At 44.6% G+C, this 20,174-nt stretch carries 18 protein-coding genes; 9 read left to right on the plus strand and 9 right to left on the minus strand.

The features are described from left to right. Positions 1–131 precede the first annotated feature (131 nt). Complete coding sequence (locus tag L4D79_RS02870) at positions 132–785, plus strand: hypothetical protein (protein WP_428647102.1); 654 nt, start codon at positions 132–134, stop codon at positions 783–785. Between the two features lie 78 nt (positions 786–863). Here L4D79_RS02870 and ltaE read toward each other — a convergent pair whose 3' ends face one another. Next, positions 864–1,874, minus strand: a complete 1,011-nt coding sequence (ltaE, locus tag L4D79_RS02875; RefSeq protein ID WP_428647104.1) for a low-specificity L-threonine aldolase — start codon at positions 1,872–1,874, stop codon at positions 864–866. Between the two features lie 308 nt (positions 1,875–2,182). Here ltaE and L4D79_RS02880 point away from each other — a divergent pair, with 308 nt between their 5' ends. Then, positions 2,183–2,485 carry a hypothetical protein gene (locus L4D79_RS02880; RefSeq protein ID WP_428647106.1) on the plus strand — a complete coding sequence of 101 codons (303 nt, stop codon included), beginning with the start codon at positions 2,183–2,185 and terminating at the stop codon, positions 2,483–2,485. An 82-nt stretch (positions 2,486–2,567) separates the two neighbouring features. On the opposite strand, the gene L4D79_RS02885 is transcribed toward L4D79_RS02880, so the two are convergent. Together L4D79_RS02885 and nagA are read right to left on the minus strand one after the other, a co-directional pair. Next, positions 2,568–3,449, minus strand: coding sequence for a LysR family transcriptional regulator (locus L4D79_RS02885; RefSeq protein ID WP_428647109.1), 882 nt, complete (start codon positions 3,447–3,449; stop codon positions 2,568–2,570). A gap of 126 nt (positions 3,450–3,575) precedes the next feature. Then, positions 3,576–4,700 carry an N-acetylglucosamine-6-phosphate deacetylase gene (nagA, locus tag L4D79_RS02890; RefSeq protein ID WP_428647112.1) on the minus strand — a complete coding sequence of 375 codons (1,125 nt, stop codon included), beginning with the start codon at positions 4,698–4,700 and terminating at the stop codon, positions 3,576–3,578. A gap of 238 nt (positions 4,701–4,938) precedes the next feature. On the opposite strand from nagA, the gene L4D79_RS02895 reads away from it, so the two are divergent. Together L4D79_RS02895 and L4D79_RS02900 are read left to right on the plus strand one after the other, a co-directional pair. Beyond that, on the plus strand, positions 4,939–6,351 hold the full coding sequence (locus L4D79_RS02895) for an MDR family MFS transporter (protein ID WP_428647115.1): 1,413 nt from the start codon (positions 4,939–4,941) through the stop codon (positions 6,349–6,351). Between the two features lie 140 nt (positions 6,352–6,491). Continuing rightward, positions 6,492–7,253 (plus strand): DmsC/YnfH family molybdoenzyme membrane anchor subunit, encoded by a 762-nt coding sequence (locus L4D79_RS02900; RefSeq protein ID WP_428647118.1) that lies wholly within the window; start codon positions 6,492–6,494, stop codon positions 7,251–7,253. A gap of 75 nt (positions 7,254–7,328) precedes the next feature. On the opposite strand, the gene L4D79_RS02905 is transcribed toward L4D79_RS02900, so the two are convergent. Then, positions 7,329–7,868: a hydrolase gene (locus L4D79_RS02905; RefSeq protein ID WP_428647120.1), complete on the minus strand. Its 540-nt coding sequence runs from the start codon at positions 7,866–7,868 to the stop codon at positions 7,329–7,331. A gap of 79 nt (positions 7,869–7,947) precedes the next feature. Further along, positions 7,948–9,492, minus strand: a complete 1,545-nt coding sequence (locus tag L4D79_RS02910) for a glutamate synthase-related protein (protein ID WP_428647123.1) — start codon at positions 9,490–9,492, stop codon at positions 7,948–7,950. Between the two features lie 228 nt (positions 9,493–9,720). Here L4D79_RS02910 and L4D79_RS02915 point away from each other — a divergent pair, with 228 nt between their 5' ends. Together L4D79_RS02915 and L4D79_RS02920 are read left to right on the plus strand one after the other, a co-directional pair. Then, positions 9,721–10,410 (plus strand): VC0807 family protein, encoded by a 690-nt coding sequence (locus L4D79_RS02915; protein WP_428647126.1) that lies wholly within the window; start codon positions 9,721–9,723, stop codon positions 10,408–10,410. Between the two features lie 232 nt (positions 10,411–10,642). Then, positions 10,643–10,969 carry a peptidylprolyl isomerase gene (locus L4D79_RS02920; RefSeq protein WP_428647128.1) on the plus strand — a complete coding sequence of 109 codons (327 nt, stop codon included), beginning with the start codon at positions 10,643–10,645 and terminating at the stop codon, positions 10,967–10,969. Positions 10,970–11,059: 90 nt separating this feature from the next. On the opposite strand, the gene L4D79_RS02925 is transcribed toward L4D79_RS02920, so the two are convergent. Together L4D79_RS02925 and L4D79_RS02930 are read right to left on the minus strand one after the other, a co-directional pair. After that, positions 11,060–11,347 carry a hypothetical protein gene (locus L4D79_RS02925; RefSeq protein WP_428647131.1) on the minus strand — a complete coding sequence of 96 codons (288 nt, stop codon included), beginning with the start codon at positions 11,345–11,347 and terminating at the stop codon, positions 11,060–11,062. A 105-nt stretch (positions 11,348–11,452) separates the two neighbouring features. Beyond that, complete coding sequence (locus L4D79_RS02930; protein WP_428647134.1) at positions 11,453–12,778, minus strand: winged helix-turn-helix domain-containing protein; 1,326 nt, start codon at positions 12,776–12,778, stop codon at positions 11,453–11,455. A gap of 319 nt (positions 12,779–13,097) precedes the next feature. Between L4D79_RS02930 and L4D79_RS02935 the strand changes: the two genes are divergently transcribed. The 3 genes from L4D79_RS02935 (at position 13,098) to L4D79_RS02945 (ending at position 18,423) form a co-directional block, all read left to right on the plus strand. Continuing rightward, the gene (locus L4D79_RS02935; RefSeq protein ID WP_428647137.1) at positions 13,098–14,330 is read left to right on the plus strand and encodes an autotransporter domain-containing protein; all 1,233 of its coding nucleotides are present in this window, start codon (positions 13,098–13,100) and stop codon (positions 14,328–14,330) included. A gap of 344 nt (positions 14,331–14,674) precedes the next feature. Beyond that, positions 14,675–17,989, plus strand: a complete 3,315-nt coding sequence (gene pulA / locus L4D79_RS02940; protein ID WP_428647139.1) for a pullulanase-type alpha-1,6-glucosidase — start codon at positions 14,675–14,677, stop codon at positions 17,987–17,989. Between the two features lie 164 nt (positions 17,990–18,153). Beyond that, positions 18,154–18,423: a hypothetical protein gene (locus L4D79_RS02945; RefSeq protein ID WP_428647142.1), complete on the plus strand. Its 270-nt coding sequence runs from the start codon at positions 18,154–18,156 to the stop codon at positions 18,421–18,423. A gap of 77 nt (positions 18,424–18,500) precedes the next feature. Here the strand turns inward: L4D79_RS02945 and L4D79_RS02950 are convergent, their stop codons facing one another. Together L4D79_RS02950 and L4D79_RS02955 are read right to left on the minus strand one after the other, a co-directional pair. After that, on the minus strand, positions 18,501–19,013 hold the full coding sequence (locus L4D79_RS02950) for a hypothetical protein (protein WP_428647145.1): 513 nt from the start codon (positions 19,011–19,013) through the stop codon (positions 18,501–18,503). 100 nt (positions 19,014–19,113) lie between these two features. Next, the gene (locus tag L4D79_RS02955; RefSeq protein ID WP_428647148.1) at positions 19,114–20,091 is read right to left on the minus strand and encodes a GlxA family transcriptional regulator; all 978 of its coding nucleotides are present in this window, start codon (positions 20,089–20,091) and stop codon (positions 19,114–19,116) included. Positions 20,092–20,174: the final 83 nt, after the last annotated feature.

Here is a 20,174-nt window from a genome sequence, read left to right on the forward strand (position 1 = left end):
AAGTGTGTAGAACCTCACTAAAGAATAATGAAATGTAAGCCCAGCAAATGCTGGGCTTTTTTTTGGGCAATTGTCGTGCTTAACTAGAAGTTAGTTGGATATATAAGTGGTAGTAGTCATAGGAATGGCGCATGAAAAAATACGGATATTTAATTATGAGCACGATTGTGCTTTATTCGGGCTCTCCAGCCCATGCTATGGATTTAGAAACACTGTTTAGGGTTCCTAGTGTAAAATTGGGCATTGCAAAGTTGGCCGGCAATGTTGATATTACAAAAAAGGGGCAATTCAGCGATATCCCATTTAACTCTTCAAGCTCTGTTACGCCTGTTGTCTCTCTTGTTCAGTCGCCATACTTTTTCTCGGAGTCCACCCGCTGGGGTTATCACACCGAACTCTCTGCCAGCTATTTTGATTTAGATTACGATGACGACGATGATGATCACTTTGTCGGTGGTAATTACAAAGGCTATTCCGTCGGGTTTACGCCGGTACTGTTTTATCAGTGGGGCGATCGCAAACTGTGCTCGTCGTGTAAAAGTTGGCGTGTAGAGCTAGGGGCGGGGGTGCATTATTTGAATGCTGACGGCAAATTGAAGAATGCAGATAATAGCCAAGAAAAGTTCGATTCTACAGGCTTCGGCTTTAACTCCCATTTAGGCACCGTTGTTAATTATAAAAACTGGGAGCTGGGACTGAGGTTAGTGGTACCAACCAGATTGGATGATGACGAGATCAAGGTTGAACACGGACTATCATCAGTGAGCTTGGGTTATCGTTTCTAAGTTTGATTGTTATAAAAAGCGCCTATTTGATGTGACAAGTAGGCGCTTTTTTAACTGTGTAGTCACCCGCTATTTGGCTTATCGCAATGCCGCTTCAAGCTCAGATAAAAATGTGTCGATATCTTCACTACTAATATCAATATGGGTAACCAGTCGCATCGGATTGCCCGGTGTGACAATGATGTCTTTCTCTTTCAGTTTCGTGGCAAGCAACTGTTGGTCAATGCTTGGGTCGACTTTAGTGAAGACAATATTGGTTTGGACTACCTCGGTATTAACCTTAAAGCCAGGTAGGCGGTTTAATCCTTCAGCCAGCTTTTTGGCATTCGCATGATCATCAGCTAATCGTGCCACATGATCGGTCAAGGCAATCTTTGCCGCCGCAGCTAGAATCCCTGCCTGACGCATTCCACCCCCGAGTACTTTCCGCCAGCGACGTACTTTTGTAATGAAGGCTTTGTCTCCCAGTACCAGTGAGCCAATGGGCGCACCTAATCCTTTGGATAGGCAGATTGTCATTGAATCAAAGTACTGGCTGATCGCTTTGATATCGACATCTAAAGCGGTAGCAGCATTGTAAACCCGGGCTCCGTCTAAGTGCAGCTTTAGGTTGTGTTGGTTAACGAATTCACGTGCTTCTGCCATATAGGACAGTGGAAGTACCTTACCATTGATGGTGTTTTCAAGGCTTAGCAGGCGTGTTTGTGCGAAATGGGCATCGTCAGGTTTGATTGCGGCTGCCAACTTAGTGAAGGGGATCGTGCCGTCTTTTTCATTTTCAATCGGTTGAGGTTGTATTGAGCCTAGAACTGCAGCACCACCACCCTCAAACATGTAATTGTGCGCTTGCTGTCCGCATAGGTATTCATCACCACGTTCACAGTGTGCCATTAACGACAGTAAATTGGCTTGGGTACCTGAACTACAAAAGAGTGCACTTTCAAACCCATGTCGCTCTGCAGCCCATTGCTCTAGATCGTTGACGGTTGGATCATCGCCATAAACATCATCGCCGACAGCGGCATTGGCCATTGCGTCTCGCATGGCTTGAGTAGGGCGGGTTACGGTATCAGAACGAAAATCTATCATGGGTACTTCCTTGGTATTTACTGTTTAGCCCAGCATTTTATTAGTGGGGGTATATGACTGTGCCAGAAAGCGGGCTAGGAGGATAGAAAACCGTGCCATGATTTTGCTCAAATCACGAAAATTTGATGCCGAGCAAAAAAATGAATGAATAATTGTTATCCTTTCGTGAATTTTCATTTTCCTTTTGCTGTTTTAACTAGACTTGTTATTGAACTGGGGGCGCTGCATGCAGCGTTGTTCAGCGAATTACATTTGTGAGTTCGCTGTCGCGGGAGAATCATGGCGTAAGTCAGATAGGAGGCTGTCGTATGTTGGCTGAGCATAGGCATTTCATTTTACCTGGAGAATCAAAACTTCATGCGGATGTGACAATAAGTCCTGTAGGAGAGCTTGAAGTTAATATTTTGGAGCAGAATAGTCGTTTGAGTGGTGAATTTGACCAACTGTATTTCTATTCCGAAGGAAAAAAAACGGAACTCATTTGTAAAAATCAGCTTGAAAGAGATGATGTGCAATGGCACCTATCTCTGTCGAGTGATGATGCTCGAGAGCTCGCCAAATTGATAGAACTTGCAGAAGAAGAGTATGAAATTCTGATGCGAGATCTATAAAGTCCCGCTATTAATTGGGGCTTCAGCATTGGGTGTAAGGGTATAAGATTTATCCTGCTGGTTAAGCAGGATTTTTTTCATTTCATTCTAGAAGCTGAGTTATCGTATTCATGATCTGAGTATAACGCTTTGGTAAAGGTCTGTGCTGCTTCCAGATTAAGTACAGCTCTTGGCTAACGGTATTCGGCACCGCTAATGTTTTTATTTTGTCTTGGTAGCTGAAGTGATCGACGGCCTTTTCTGGTAACACGGTAAAGCCAAGACTTTTAGAGACAGGGAGCAGAATTTGATTGAGCTGGTTTATGTAACCCGTTTTTTTTATTTTGTTGAAATCGAAATGGCTGTCACTGTAATTGGCTAGGTGTACCTGTTGTAAGTAATGCTTACCGTCTGGGTGGTTGATAAAACCCAGTGAGTACAATGACTCTTTATCTAATTTCTCGTCCGGGTAGTTAGCTGGCACGACGACGCATAAGGCTTCTTGACCAATTTTCGTTTGGTCGAAGTATTGATCTGCGACGGCATGGGTAATGATGCCGATATCGAATTGACCGTTCTTGATCCCTTCCAGAATGCGGTGGTTGGGTGCTGATTCCAAATGAGTACTGATAGCTTGGTGGTTTTGCTGGTGGTTTAGGAAATGAGGGTAGAGAAACATAGCTAGCGAACCAGAGCAGGCTATATGGCACTCACCGCAGAATGGGTCATCAGCCAACAATTGGCCCAATAGCTGTTTCTCATCTTCTTGTCGCCTCAAGCCGTATTGGTAAAGTTGTTGACCTGCTGGTGTGAGTTCAAACCGCTTGCCTATACGTTTGATTAATGAGGTGCCGGCTTGCTCTTCCAGCTTTTTAATATGTTGGCTGACCCCCGGTTGAGTCATAAATAGTTTTTCTGCTGTTTGCGTGAAGTGGCCAACTTCAACCAAGGTAATAAAGGTGTGGAGCCATTGGGTGTTTAGCATGGCAGGTAAGGTACTGTTTTAGGTGAGCATAAGTGATTAGTACCATTTGAGGGCGAATCGCGTCAAGCGGATACCTGTGAAGAGGCTATCCGCTTGAAGCCAGAAGCATTTTTTATCGGTATTCGATTATAAGCGTTTCATCCCCATTTGAAACACAGAGCACACTTCGTTGTGATCGTTCAGCAGCGTAATATTGGCTTTATAGCCAGGAGAAAGGCGACCATACTGGTCATCGATACCGATGGCTTTCGCTGGGTAAAGGCTAGCCATTCGTAGCGCTTCCTCTCGGCTTAGGCCTACATGCTGGATAAGGTTTCTTACTCCCTCAATCATTGTAATGGCTGCACCTGCAATCGTGCCGTCTGCGTAATGGCATTTACCGTCGGTGACATAGGCTGTTGTACCGGCCATGTCATATTCAGTCATATCTGTACCGGCTGGCGCGACAGCGTCGGTGACCATAAATAGCTTTTCGCCAAGTTGCTGGTGGGCGATACGCACTGATGCATATGATGAGTGAATACCGTCTACGATAATGCCTGCATGCGGCTTTTTATCGAAGATATAACCAACGGCTCCGGGTTCACGTGAGCCAAGTGGCGTCATTGCGTTGTACAAGTGGGTTGCCATCTTCAAATGCTTTTTGCTCGTCAGCTGTTGGTAGTTGGCATTGGTATGGCCTAATGAAACAGTGATACCTGCGTTATTGAGAATATCAATAACAGCTTGTGATGTATTTTCTGGAGCAAGTGTAATGACAGAAATGAGTTTGGCATTATCAGCAAGGTAGTGAGCGGTTAGTTCATCGAGAATGCGGATATGACTTTCGTTGTGAGCCCCTTTTTTTTCTTTGCTAATAAATGGGCCCTCAAGGTGTAACCCTATAATGCCTTCATTTAGCGGGGCTTCAATTTCAGCGACAAGTTCAACTGCTTGGCACATTGTTTCATGCTGACTTGTGATCAGTGTCGGTAGATACTGGGTTGTGCCATTTTGGATGTTGGTATGGTTCATGGTGTCAAGTGTTTGCTTAGAAATGTTCACATTAAGCATGACCCCACCACAGCCGTTGAGCTGAAGGTCAATGAACCCTGCAGTTGCCGTTAAGCCTTGGCCATCGTAAACCGTGGCGGGGAGGCTAGCATCTTGCATGGGAACTATCGCGTCAATTGTATCGCTATTAACAATAATAGCTTGGTTTTCAAGGATATCTTGACCGTTAAAAACATTGATATTTGTGATCGCGTACATAAGCATCCCAACTATTGAATCTGTATAAAATAAGTGAAAGCGTAACCCTGTAAATATGCAAATATGAGTGAAACAAGGCGACTTAATTCTTCCTGAAAAATAAGTTAGAGCAATAGTTGCCGTTTGTCAATGCTGCCTGAGCTATTGATGAGCATTAATATGAGCCAATGCTTATTAATCTTCTGTTTTCGAAATCAATAGTTTGAATTATCCTTGTTGCGCATTCATAGGAGGGCGTATGTCGCCAAAAACGATTTTTGCCAGCGTCGCATTGGTTATTGCGCTGGGTTCATTAGAGAAAAGCATCGTCACTACGCCTTTGCCCATCATAGGTGAAGAGCTTGGCGCCGGGCAGGCATTAACCTGGGTTGTTACCGCATATCTATTGGCGGCAACTGCCGTATTGCCGGTATATGGCAAGCTGAGCGATATCTTCGGACGGGTAAAAATGCTGAATATCAGTGTTGTTTTGTTTTTACTCGGCTCGGTTGCATGTGCCATTGCACAAGACCTGCCAACACTTGTTGCAGCACGGGTGCTGCAGGGGATCGGTGGAGGCGGCCTTATTGCACTGGCCTTTACTGTAATTGCCGACTGCATTCCCGCCAGAGAGGTCGGTAAGTACCAGGGTTATATTTCTGCCGTATATGCGGCTTCGAGCATCGCTGGTCCTTTGCTGGGGGGGTATTTTGCCGAGCACTTAAGTTGGCGATGGGTCTTTTGGATCAATCTTCCTTTAGGTGCGTTGGCGATATGGATGATTAATACAAACCTTAAACATCTGAGTAAAGGGCGTGACAGCCGTTTTGATTGGGCGGGTGCGGGTTTGCTGATGGCAATTACCACCTTATTATTGTTGTTAATGTCTCCAGATATCATGATCGGCCAAGTCAGCTTAATTGCCGCTCTTGCTATATCTTTGGTGTTGTTTGTCATTGTGGAAAAACGGGTGTCAGACCCTATTTTACCAATGCGAATATTTCGTCTTCCGGGCTATTTGATCAGTGTGTTGTTGATTATGTGTTCGCAGTTGTTGATGTTTGCCGTACTGGTGTATTTACCGCTCCAAATGCAATGGCAACATGGAATGAGTGCTTCGGCCAGTGGGTTAGTCATGATGGTATTTATGATGAGTATCACATGCGGGGCGTACCTTGGCGGTAAACGAATTGCCAAAACAGGACTCTATAAATCGTTGACTGTGCTCGGCTTTGGTATGTCAGTCGTGGCTGTTTTTCTGCTATTCCAAGGTTTAACAATGACCGTTGCGTTGGCTTTTGCTGGTCTAGGGCTTGGTTTGACATTACCAAGTTTGAATGTAGTGGTGCAGAATGTGTTACCTCCCCATGATCGAGGGATTGGCCTGTCGATGTTTGGCTATGGTCGTGAATTTGGCGGTGCACTCGGCGTTGCATTCTGTGCAGCTCTGTTTCACCTCAAAGTGCCGGTGCATGTTGGTGAGGGGAGCGCTGATGGTTTGTCTCAGTTTGACCCAGTAGCCTTAGCGGAAGGGTTCACCATGACCTATGGCGGTTTGGTAGTTGTTGCTGTGGTGTCTCTGTTGGTAACGATTGCTTGCTTGAAAGCTCAGCCGTTATCGTCTGATGTTGCTAAGCCTAAACGTTCATATAAATCAGAGAAAGTCGAATAGCGGATTGTCAAACCGTGACTGAATAATCTGCCCAGTTCGTGTGTGATCTGGGCTTTTTTGTGGACAAATTATGGCTGTCAGGCAAAATACGGCGCCTTACGTTTTCAAATTCGTCAGAGAGAATGACGACGAGGTGACTTATGGCTTGGTTTGAGTGGCCATTTATTCTTTCAAGTGTGTTAACCCAAATGTCGATTGGCGCATTTATTGTCCTTGGTATGGTGTTATTGAGTGGCAAGTTGTGTTTCGGTCAAGCTGATCGTCTACATAAGACAATGCTTGTTTTATGGTTAATGCTATTCAGTGCACTCTTGCTGAGAGAGTTGAACTTGATGCTTGCTGATACAGCCGATGGCTACCGTATTGGTGTTGAAGCACTGCTTGCGATCACGTTTTTTGCCGTTGCGCTATTTTATTGGTTTGTTGAAAAAGTGCTGGTGGGCTCGGATCTTTTCCGAAAGTACTGCTTGGTTTTAGCCGTTTTTGCTGGAGGGAGCTATCTCATTCATGGTCTGGCAGTAAGAAGTGATCATTGGTTGGTTGCTTCGCACTTTTTGGCGACGACACTCTGCGGTGGTACCTTACTTGCGCATGCTTGTTTGGTGAGGGCGCAGCACAAAGTCGAAGAGGTGAACACGCTATTGCCCCGTTTAGGCGCGATTATCGCGGTTATCTGTCTACTTACGGGCCTTCCACAGCTCGGAGAATTATCAAGTCAGATTGAGACGACGGGGGCTATTATGCCGTTTATCTCCCAGGTGATCAGCTTGGGGTTGCTGTTGGCGGCTGTCGGTGTTTGGCTAATGCCGCTGGTGACGAAAAGCAAGCCGGTGTTGGGTGTTATGACGTTTGCATTGACGCTTAGTATAGTTTCCTCATATTTTGCTGGTGTGGGTTTTTAAGCGATCAGCATAGCGTGAAATCACACAGAAAGAATGTAAACGCGGTGTATGGCACCGCGTTTTTTATTGTCACGACTATTTCACGACGCCGAGAATATCTCTAAAGCGTTCACCTTCAGCAACTTCTTGAAGTTCAAATATCAGCATCTCGGCTGTGGTTAGCGACGCGCCAAATTGCTGCATTTTTTCCAGCGCAATCTGTTTGTTGGTTGGGTTGCGTGACGATACCGCATCAGCGACCACTTCGACATGGTAGTCAGCTTCAAGCAGATGCCGGACTGTTTGATAGACACAGATGTGCGCTTCAATGCCAACGACCACAACATTCCTGCAGCCTGACTCTGACAAAGCATCGACAAACATCGGTTCGCGACAACAGCTGAAACTGTTTTTAGCGATAGGGGTATGATCGAGCAAATGGTCGGAAATTTGTGGAATGGTCGGGCCTAATTTGTGTGGGATCTGCTCTACCCAGATAATCGGGATATCCAGAATTTTAGCGCCTTTGACAACGGTTTCTAAATTTTTAAAAAGCGTATCCTTGCTGTCCATGATTTGCGCAAGCTTGCCTTGGACATCAACAATTACTAGTGCCGTATCGTTTGTTGTAAGCATATGAATATCCGATCATTAGTTGAGTGCTAACCATATAGGAATTTACGCTTGATGGAAAATGCAGCGTTCGCAATTTTTCCTATTCGCGCTGCTTGAACCCTGAATACTCAATCCCTGCTAGTTGCGCCATTTCATGACTCCAAGTGGCTAAGTCATCTTGGTTAAACTGGTTTAGGTGATGGTGCCCGCACGCACGTGCCATTACTTGCATTAATTGGATCGATGCATTGAGGTAGTTCGCCAGTTTGGTGGCAGCAATATTAGGGTCGAGTTTTTTGCGCAGCTCGGGATCTTGTGTAGCAATGCCTGCAGGGCAGTTATTGGTGTTGCAAATTCTCGCACCCACGCAGCCTATGGCCTGCATAGCGCTGTTGGCAAGGGCAATTCCGTCGGCTCCTAAGGCCATCGCTTTGACGAAATCTGAAGGGGTACGTAATCCACCGGTGATTATCAGTGTAACGTCTCCAGTCATACCTTGCTTGTCTAGAAAGTATCGAGCCCGGGCTAGGGCAGGAATGGTGGGAACACTGATATGATCCCGAAAAATTTCCGGAGCGGCACCTGTGCCACCTCCACGCCCATCGAGAATGATGTAATCGGCGCCAGCTTCTAGCGCAAACCCCATATCTCTTTCAATATGATTGGCGCTGAGTTTGAAGCCGATAGGGATCCCGCCAGTGATCACCCTGACATTGTCGGCGAACGCCGCAAAATCACGCGGTGTTTTGAGATCTTTGAATGTCGGGGGAGATATCGCATCTGTACCTTCTTCAAGGCACCGGGTTTTAGCTATTTTACCTGTGTTTTTAATCGCGGGTAAATGCCCTCCGGTGCCGGTTTTCGCACCTTGACCGCCTTTAAAGTGGAAGGCTTGTACCTTCTTTAATAGACCTTCATGGTAGCCAAACATGGCACTGGCCAGTTCGTAAAAATAGCGGCTGTTAGCTTGCTGCTCTTCTGCGAGCATTCCGCCTTCCCCAGAACAAATTCCGGTACCTACCAACTCGGCTCCCATCGCCAGGGCGGTCTTTGCTTCTTCAGAGAGCGCACCGAAGCTCATGTCTGACACAAACAGTGGGATATTGAGTACCAACGGCTTTTTTGCCTTTGGCCCAATCACTAATTCAGTATTGACCTTTGCATCTTCCATCAGAGGCTTCGTGGCCATCTGGGCCACCATTATCTGGATATCATCCCAGTCAGGCAGTTGATATCTCGGTACACCCATTGCCGTCATTGCTCCGTGATGGCCGAGATTGCTTAGGCCCTCGCGGGCGAGTTGATGGATAAATTCGACATTGGGTTCTTCTTTGGTGGCTTTTGCTGTTGGTAATGCATTTGCACTGGCCGTGACTCCCGGGCCTTCTTTGCCAACATTATCCGCACTGAACTGTTTGTGGGTACCGTCACAAAATGGGGCATTAGCGGTGTGCTTGCAGGCACAGAGAAAGGCATCCCCATCTTTTTCTGCTTTAAAGCTCTTTGGCTTGAAGTCGGTGGTTTGGTGCGAACCGTCGCAGAAAGGCTGCGTAGCTGACCGTCCACAGGTGCAGAAGTAATAAGTTTGTCCTTTTTCTAATGGAACTTTTACGGGTTTGAAATCGGCAACCACTGGTTTATTCATGTAAAACTCCCGAACACAGCCAAAGCATAATGTGGAAAGTATGGGAGAGGATAGGTGGGTTTGCATCATTCAAAATGAAGCTAAGTAGGGTTTTCTCATCAGATTGTTGATGAATTTTGCCTATTTCGCGAAGGCGATTTAACCTTTTGTAACGGTCGCCTACTTTACAGCGGGGCCATTTCACGGAACAATGTAGATGTTTACGTTTAAATAACTTTGTAAAATATTATGACGGAAAAGAAAGCTAGTCCTTTTAATGATTTGATTTTTAACGTTATCGTGCCTTCAGTCGTATTGATGAAGCTAAGTGGTGACGAGTATCTTGGCTCTGTTGGTGCACTTGTTGTGGCCTTGGCTTTTCCGGTTGTACTGGGTAGTTATGAGCTGATTAAGTACAAAAAGTTTAACTTTATCTCGCTGTTGGGTTTTATCAGTGTGTTGCTTACCGGTGGTATCGGGTTGCTTCAGCTTGATCCCAAGTGGTTAGCGGTTAAAGAAGCCTTGATTCCAGGTCTCATTGGTGTAGGGGTTTTTGCTTCTACGTTCACCAAGTACCCGGTTGTGAGCAAGATGCTTTTCAACGAAACAGTATTGAACCTTCCGCTGATCAACCAGAAGTTGAACGAGTTTGGCCGCAAGAGTGACTTTGAACGCCGCCTGCTTACGTCAAACTACCTGTTTGCCGGTACCTTCGTCTTTTCATCGGCGATGAATTACGTATTGGCCAAAATGATTGTTACTAGCCCTTCAGGCACACAAGCCTTTAATGAAGAGTTGGGGCGTCTGACTCTGGTGAGCTACCCCGCTATTGCGATTCCATCAATGTTGATGATGATGGGCATTTTCTTCTATATGTGGCGTCAGATCCGTCAGATGACACAATTGGAAACGGCTGAGATCCTCAAGTCAGAACAATAGCAACGCATTCAGATAAAAAAGCCAGCAATAATGCTGGCTTTTTTTGTTACTGGAAAAGCCTGGAGTTGGTTGAAGGGCCATTGACGTGTATAGTTCAGACCAATTATCTTCTGGTTATACCATTCTTGATCAGTCGTTGAACATGACTGATTTTAAAATTTCGTAGACTGGTATTAAAGTAAATTGAACTGACTGGTGCTGTTTTAACAGCATAGAAATAATGAGGTCCCCCATGGCACGCACAGCACATGCGCTTCACATTCTGGTGAAACACAAAGAACTCGCAGAAGATATTCTTCAGCAACTTAAGAAAGGCGCAAAATTCCAGACGCTGGCAAAGAAACATTCAACGTGTCCATCAGGTAAAAAGGGCGGTGATTTAGGCGAGTTTCGCAAAGGGCAGATGGTGCCACAGTTTGATAAGGCGGTCTTTTCGGATAAAGCGATCAGCACCAGCGAGGCACTTAAATTAAAACATCCGGAATTGCGTGGTGTTATCCCTGAAGCTGTAAAGACTAAGTTCGGCTGGCACATCATTAAGGTGTTATACACCGTCTAGCTAAAAAGCTTCACGTCAGGAGGTTCTTCCTCCTGACTTACCTTGTTACATGGTAACGCTAGGCGGCATTGTGGCATCCGATATTAAGCATTATTTCAGGTTTTTATTCGGAAAGTTAATGACTGAGGCTTCCTCTTTACGAGTATCAGACCAATTTAAAATTGCTGAATAATAGTAGCGCACAAGGGTGATCCACAATGCGGTTGCAATGCAGCCGATGAAGATTAAAGCGCCGGCGAGTTGAGTTTGGGCTGACAGCAGTAATAGGGTTGAAATGACGACACCTACAGCAATGAGCCCAAGTAATGGCTTGAAAGTTAAGTTAAAGAAAACTCTCAAGCTATAGAAAAAGCGATAAATAACTTGTCTCAATATCATCAGTTAGCCTCCTATCCTTGGATTTTATCGATAAGCACCTTAACATCTTATTTACATTTCAGCTGGTTCGCAATCCTTTCTCTACCTACGGAGACATAAACCAGATTAATCACAGTTTGTTGGATTCTCAAATTCAATGGGCAGTGCAGAACATTGGTCACCTTCAATCAGTTTGTTGAAGACATTGTCATCGCTTTCATCTTTGACAAACCAGTGAAAGCCATAGCCTTCAGATAGCCACAGTTGTAACTGATTTTGACGGTACAGCAGGTAGCTTGCGTATTCGTCAACTTTAATATTGAAATCGTTCGTGTTGATTTCTTGCTTGGTCGGCGGTTTGATGCCAAGTTGCTTTTTATCCGAAGGGCTGAGTACCCAGTAAAAATATTCTGGGTAGTTATTGATGGTTATCAGAAATGGCATTTTACTGTGATCGCTCATGATTGCCCGGCCTCCACGAAATGAAGCGGCGATAAACTCACTGTGGTCGGCATTTGGCCGATAATTGATTGTTGTAAATAGCCATGTAGCCTCGTCGACCAAGTTGGCGAAATGATGTGAGAGACTCGTCGTGAAATCACCCTTTTCAAGGAAAATATTGTAGGACTTAACCCCAGACTGAATAGCGGTATTGTCTTTTAGCACATTCATTGCAGCCAAAGGTGGTACCTTGGGCAGGTAGTTTCCAAGTAAATCCCATAATGTACTTAATTCCGAATGGTTAAAGCTGATGGCCTGTGCTGTATCGATATCGCAGCCGTTAGGGGTTTTATCGCAAATAGCAATAGAAAACTCATCGTCTAACTTATGAATAAACATCAGCTTATTATTGAGGTTAGTTGGAGTAAAAAAGATATCACTGGCCTGCAAAAGATAGTCGAAATCATCTTGCTTCATGGACAGAAAAACAATGGTATTGTTATTTTTATCATTTATGAGCTTATATTTGTATTCAGTAGGCGTGTCACTGGCGAAGAACCCTATCAACGCGACACAGACTGCTAAAACGGAGGCACCTACACAAGCCCATCTCACTTTAGAACGGGTTATTCTTTTGCTTTTTTGGGGGGTGCTGATGGCAATGTACTCATCAGAGGTAAGCAGACGTTGAATCTTAATTTGATAGCCCAGACGGGGTACAAGCTCAATAATCTGACCCACGTCTTCTTCTTTGAGTTTAATCCTTAGCGTACGGATGGTTTGAAATAGGGAGGTTTCTGCTACTTCTTTTCTCGCCCAACCGGCCGCTAAAAGCGCTTCTTTGCTAACCATATTTGGTGCTTGGCTGACTAGCTGAAAAAGAACTTCTTTCTCTGCTCTATTGAGAGAAATTAATCCGATTGTCGTGAATAGTGTTTTTTTTTGGCAGTCGAAGAAAAAGTTATCTGAAATTTGTGCTATGTGAGCCGAAGCTTTAACTTTCTTAGACATGAAGTGCGCTCAGTGTCATATGTTGTCGTGTGTGAAGGCTGGTGATTGTTTAACTTTGCTATATAAGTACTTATATAACTTGATGATTTTGCCATACATCGAGTATTACAACCATACCATTAGCAATATTTCACTTTTCATGATGGATAAAATTGTACGAAATGGAAAAGTTTTAATATTAAAAAAAAGAGGCTTGTATAGTTTTTGCGACGACAGGGTAGTTCGTGCTTTTTGCCTTCCACTGCTATCTACACTCATAACTATAAGCCACATCGCAGTTACTAGATAATTTTAAGTGGCGTGAAAGTTTGGGGGCAATATGATTGCGTCAGTTCTAAGGGTATCTTCCTACCTGCCTGTAGTCTGTATCGTATTTTCTGTAACGGCTAATAGTGTATTCGGCTCGGATTTATTTGATGGCTCATTTACCAAAAAGTTGTCATCGGAAGTTGATACAGCAATGGCAGAAATCAAAGACATGGCAAGTCATGTCCGGGGTGATAAAGTTGATAAAAAATACCGGTCGTTAAATAACCATTCGACGTCGATTGGCGTACGGCATGCTACCAACGCTAACCGCTCTTCATATGGCTATGTACCTTTGTACAGTAATGACCCTTTATCAATATACAGTCCACCAGGATTGCCAGAGAAAGCACTGTCTGACACTGGAGCATTTGGTGACGGTTACCACTCACAAGTGGCTGGTTACATTCGGGTTGATAATACTGCCCTTGTAGACAATGCATCTCTCAACAAGTCGGTAGAGCAGGATCATAGTGGTTATTCATTAACCCTCGGTGGTGATTATTTATTCCAGAACCAATATCTATTTGGGCTCACACTGGGCTTGCCATTTTACCAGCCATTATCGGAAGGAAGTGATACTGAAATCGATGGCTTGATGGCGTCGGGCTATTTTACCTATTTCCAAGATGCTTGGTTTATCGATTTTAATGCCAGCTATGCGGTAATGGATACAGACATAGAGCGGCAAGTGACTTTATACACAGATCCTGTAGTGAGCAACACCAATGAAGCTGATTCTGATATTTGGGTCTTTTCGCTGGGAGCAGGTTACATTTTTGACTACAACTATCTGAATGTGGCATTTGAAAGTAGTTTGCAATATACCCTGTCAGATACCGAGCGTTATGAAGAAAGATTGTCTTTGAGTAATTCGAGTTATCTGTTTTCGAAGATCGAGGATGTTGATGCGCTAGAATCAACCATGCTAATCACGGGCATGAGTATATCGCACCCTTTTAGGACTCCTTTTGGTGTGTTCCAGCCTTATGCGAAAGGGTATGTTCATTACGATATTGCCAGTGGTAGAGAACGGATCATCTCGCAGCTTAAATCCAACTACTCAGGCAGTATTTTACCCATTGTGATTGAGTCTGATGATGATGTTTATGGACGAGTGCATTTGGGTATATCAGGCGCATTGAGCAACGATTGGTATGGGTATGCTGAAGCAAGCCAGCTAGTATGGCATGATGATCTATCGGCCTATACCATCTCTGTTGGATTGAGCATGGCGCTTGATTGAACGGCCACAGTGATATTTACACGAGCTGAAAAAATATCCGCCCGGCAAATGCCGGGTTTTTTTGAATGCCGGTTTAAAAAGGATCATTGAGATAAATTATCTGCAAATTCTGTTGGTTACATTTAGTTACTGTTCTGGTTGAATTATCACCGCCTGCATAATATTCACTCTGTACAAAGAGTGATACCTAGCCCAAAAGCATATGAACTGTTGTTAATAAACTACATTTTAGTGCTTTTGGTCACAGTATGCAGAGCCTTAGATTCAGTATTGTTCCCGCCATAATTAAAACTCAAATTTTATACTTCCCCCCATAAAATTATGAGTATAAAGGGAAAAATCTCGTGAACTTTAAACTATCAACGGTTGCAAAAGCCGTGATTCCACTGTGTTCTGCGTTTGTTATTGTTGGCTGTAATAGCTCGTCATCTGCTGATGGTAAATTTGATACGACCAACCCACCAGCGATTGATATCGAATTACCAGAAACGGATGGACCAACAGCTTTCTTACCTCAAAGTGGATCGGTAGAAGAGCCGATTCAAGCAGGTTCTGATGAAGCTGTTATTTATATGGTGGCGAAAAATGATAAGGCTAAATCATTGTCATCCTACGATAATTACAGCCTTCATGTTTGGAACAACGAGACTTGTGATAGAGCCGCTCAAGAAAGCGCTGGTTGGGATGATAAGTCTATCGCACCAGTAGGTGTCGATGAATTTGGCCCTTACTGGAAACTTCCACTAAAAAGCGGAAGTACTGAGTGTATTAACTTCATCATTCGCGATGAGAACCTAAGCAACTTATCTGGCAGTGACGCCAAAGTTGATTTCAATGAGATCAAAGATAGAACCGCTTCCTATGTTGCGGGCAGTAATCAGGCTTACGATTCTCGTGGTGATGCATACGTACTTCTTTTTGGTGTTGCAAATGCAGAAGCACATTTAGTTGAGGGTCACACATTTATTTGGGATGGGGCAGAATCGGCGGATGAAGTACGCCTTTATGTTCAGCTTGAGGGCGGCTTTGGTCCAAATAGCGAAAATAAATATGACGCTGAATATATCGTCTTGGAACCGACTGTCCTCAGCGCTGATGTGAGAGCCAAGTTCCCACATTTGGCAAACAAACGCGCATATTCAATTGATAGTGCAATAGATATGCGTCCGGTGATTAAAGCTGAGTTGGCTGCGATCGCTGTTGATGAAGAAGGGTTAGTACTTAATGGTACCAAGGTACAACCTGCTGGTGCCTTCGATCAGCTATTTGCCAGTGCGGCATCGGACATCGAATTAGGGGCAGTGGTTGAAGGTAACTCTACCCAATTCAATGTTTGGGCTCCGTCAGCTCAGAATGTTGTTACCGTCCTCTTTGGCGATAACAAAGAAGAGCTTGGTCGCCTTCAGATGGATTATGATGAAGCCTCTGGGGTTTGGTCACTGGAAACAGACAAAGCACCGAATGGTACTTACTTCCGTTATTTAGTTGATGTATTCCATCCTGTGTCAGGCAAGGTAGAAAGCTACCAGGTTACCGATCCGTACTCGTTGAGTTTGTCGATGAACTCTGAGTACAGCCAGGTGATTGATCTTGATGATCCAGATCTCAAGCCACAAGGTTGGGATGATCTTAAAAGACCAATCGATCAATCTAACCCAGCGCAGTTTGTGATTTATGAATCACACGTTCGTGACTTTTCTGCGCAAGACGAATCAACATCGGCTGATGCCCGCGGTAAGTTTATTGCATTTACCCAGCCCGATACCGTGCCCGTCAATCACTTAAAATCATTAAGTGAAAGTGGGGTTACGCACCTACATCTATTGCCAATCTTTGATATTGCCACAATCAATGAAAACCCGAATGAAGTGGCGAATATTGAAGAACCATTCAGCAAGCTTTGTGAAGTCAATACTGCGGTGAAATCTTCCAAGTTTTCGAAGTATTGTTCATCGGGTATGACGATTGCGGAAGCACTAGAAGAGGTAAAACAAGACGATTCTAAAGAAAACCCTGTCGTGCAGGAATTGAACCGGTTTGTTTCAGATGCCGACAGCTTTAACTGGGGATACGACCCATTCCATTACACGGTTCCAGAAGGCTCTTACTCGACCAATCCAGATGGTCCGCAGCGTATCAAAGAGTTGCGTGAAGCGGTAATGGCTATCAAACATGATATCGGTATGAATGTGGTGATGGATGTAGTGTATAACCACACTAACTCGGCCGGTCCTGAAGCTCGTACCTCGGTGCTTGATAAGCTTGTACCTTGGTACTACCAACGCTTGAATCCAGTGACAGGTAACGTAGAGAACACAACTTGTTGTTCGAACACGGCACCAGAGCGCGCTATGTTTGAAAAAATGATCAGTGACTCGCTGGTGGTATGGTCGCGAGATTACAAGATTGATTCATTCCGCTTTGACTTGATGGGTCATCATCCACTGGATCAAATGCAACGCTCGTTGCTTGAAGTACAGAAAGTTGATCCAAATACCTACTTCTATGGCGAAGGCTGGAACTTCGGTGAAGTTGAAAATGATGCACTGTTTGTCCAGGCTACCCAGCCAAACCTTGGTGGTACGGGGATCGGAAGTTTCTCTGATCGTTTGCGTGATGCCGTACGTGGTGGTAGCCCATTTGATAGCAAAGAGGGGATCCGTAAAACACAAGGATTTGGTAACGGTGCGTTTGTTCAGCCTAACGAAATTAGCGATGTGACCAAAGAGACGGCTTTGCATCTTGCAGATCTAACACGTTTAGGTATGGCTGGTAACCTGAAAGACTTTAAGTTTGTCGATTCAACTGGCAAAGCAATCCGTGGTGATGAGTTGGATTACAACGGTCAGCCTGCAGGGTATGCGGTTGACCCAACCGAGATCCAAAACTACGTATCGAAGCACGATAATCAGACGTTGTGGGATAACAATCAATACAAAATTGGTTACGACGTAACATCAGGTGATCGAGTTCGAATGCAGGCGGTTTCCATCGCGACAGCGATGCTGGGTCAAGGTATGCCATTTACCCACATGGGTTCTGAATTGCTTCGCTCGAAATCTATGCAGCGTGACTCTTACGACTCCGGTGACTGGTATAACTTGGTTGATTTTACCCTTAATGACAACAACTGGGATAAAGGTTTACCACGCAAAGACAAAGACGGCGACAACTATGCGTTAATTGAAGAGGTACTTTCTTCAGCAGGTGCCAATGCAAAACCATCTCATGCCGAAATGGCCGCAATGGTTGAGTATTTCAAAGAACTGGCCTTGCTTCGTAAGTCTTACCCGCTGATTACCCTGGGAACCGGTGAAGAAGTTAACAAGCGTGTTGATTTCCATAACACTGGCAGTGCGCAAACACCGGGCTTGATCGTGATGTCTATTGATAACGGTACAGCCTCCGGGACCGATCGCGATAGTAACCTGGATGGCCTCGTCATTGTTATTAATGCGACCAACCAGGCACAAGATATTAATTGGACGACGGATTTGGCGCTAAGCCCTTATCACACAACAGCTTTAGCATCACAGGCAAGTGTTGCAGATGCGAAGAATGGCGTTGTGGCTAAGGTGCCAGCCTGGACACCAGCGGTATTCGAAATCCCACGTAAGGATGGTGTTCGAGGGCAAGGTATCCCAGTATCTAACAAATAACTGAAAATATTTCCTGACTTAAAGCCCTCAATTGTGAGGGCTTTTTTATTTACTAAGCGGTAAGAAAAGGGGATTTGCGAAGATAAACGCACTGTTCATCATTGGTTCATTTATGCTGCTATACACTGCAAAGCATGAAAGTACGATAGATAAGAAGGTTAGCGATGAAAAATACACTTACCAGCATATTTGCTTTAGTACTGGGTTTCATTACCGTGACATTCGCCGCTGTCATTGGTTTATTCATCGGCTTAGGCGCGCTGATTGCACGACCATTTATCAAGAAAAAAATAAATGCAGCCTATGAAGAGGCACTCAAACAGCAAGGCTATAGCCAAACACATCAGCAAGAACAGCATGGCTCAACGATTGATGGTGAATATGAAGACATTACTCAGTCAGCCCCTCACGGCTCAAAACAGTCGTTAGCATGAAAGAAAGATGAATAACACAACGCCAGCTTAAAGCTGGCGTTTTTGCATTTGTGGGCAATAGTTTTGCTTGGGAATGGTTATGGTCGGTAATGGTTTTTGACACAGGTGAGGAAGTCAGTCACATCCTGCTCATCAGCATTGAAGCGATATTTCTGCTTGTTACCGCGTAACTCGAAGTGACCCTTGTCTTCTTTAACGAGTGTGGCAAAAACGTCGAATGCTTGTCTGTCGCTAGTGCCGCCTAGCATGACAAAGCGCCCAACCGTATGCTTGTTCCCATTATTACGCCAGTTGGTGGTAAATACCTCGACAGGACTGCCGGATCGGTAATAGTGGATGTTTTCAAACCCGGTTGGATGATCAATGTCTGTTTTCAGATCGACATAACGATGGCGCATAGTGTTATTGGTAATGACCGCGATTTGAAGATCAGTAACAAACACATCCTGCTGGCTTTTGGTGAGATGATAGATGTCGAGCCTACACATGCCTTCGTTGTTGAGTGTCCCGCTGGTGGGCTGGAGCTTGGCGCTAGCGTCGGGACACGTAAGGTTTATAATAAGCAAAAAAACGAAAGTGAGGTGCTTCATACAACTACCCTTGAAAACATCCTCTCATAGCATAGTGATTTCTGCTGCCTACCTCCTGTCTTAAATTAGCTACAAACTCCAAAATCTCCAGGTTAGTCAATTAAGGATTATAGATCTTGGTTTTCACCATCCGTCGATATTGACTAGGGCTCATGTTGAAGTTCTGTTGAAACCGGGTTGAAAAGTGATGGGCGTCTTTGTATCCCACCTGTTCTGCCACATCCTGGACTGACATACCAAAATCTCGCAACAATTGTTGTGCGGCATCCATCCTTAAGCGCTGAAGGTGCTGATGGGGTGTTTCACCGACTTGGTCTTTGAACTTTCGATTAAAGGATCGCAGTGGAACATCGCAATGATCCGCGACACTTTGCGCGGTTATTGGCTTCGCTATGTTCCGTTTCATCCAGTCTTGAGCGAGTGCAATAGACTCATCAAATTGCAGCTGGCCGCCAATTTGGTAGAAAGGCTGTTGGGTTGATTTCGTTATTTCATGGCCAAAATGCGTTTCTATGGTCTGGGCAGTTTTTTGACCAAAATACTCTGTAATTAGGTACAAGATCATTTCTGATTGTGAGTTGATACTGGTTGTACAGTACATCCCATCTGCTGCGGTGATAGAAGCTTGGCGGTTTAAGATAACTTTCGGATAACGGCTAGAAAAGGTATCAAAAAAATACCAATGGGTGGTGGCAACTTGACCATTGAGTAACCCCGTTTCGGCTAACCACGCAACACCGGTCCCCGTGGCAACCAGTTTGGCGCCTTTTTGATACTGATTCTTTAGCCAAGAAATAATGTCGGGTGAGTGGCGAATTGATTGTTGTGGATTTCCCCACATAGGCGGAAGGATCAAAATATCGAAGGTTTGCGGATCATCGTAAGTGATATCAGGCTGGAGCTTTAGCCCCGCAGTGACTTTGGTCGGTGCCAGTTTTGGAGCGATCAGTTTTATGGAAAACGGTTCGTTTCGTTGTTGAGCTCGTGACCTGAGGCTTGCTGCCGAACTCAGCATCTCAGCGGCAAGGGATATCCCCGTAATTAATGCTCTTTCGTAGAGAAGGAATCCTATTTTCATGATTTATTGGTATTTATTCTTAATAAAATATTATTGTATTGACTGATTTGAAATCAATATGGCCTGTATGTCGCATATATTGG

It is taken from the genome of Photobacterium satsumensis, from assembly GCF_050336935.1.
Lineage (GTDB): Bacteria > Pseudomonadota > Gammaproteobacteria > Enterobacterales > Vibrionaceae > Photobacterium > Photobacterium satsumensis.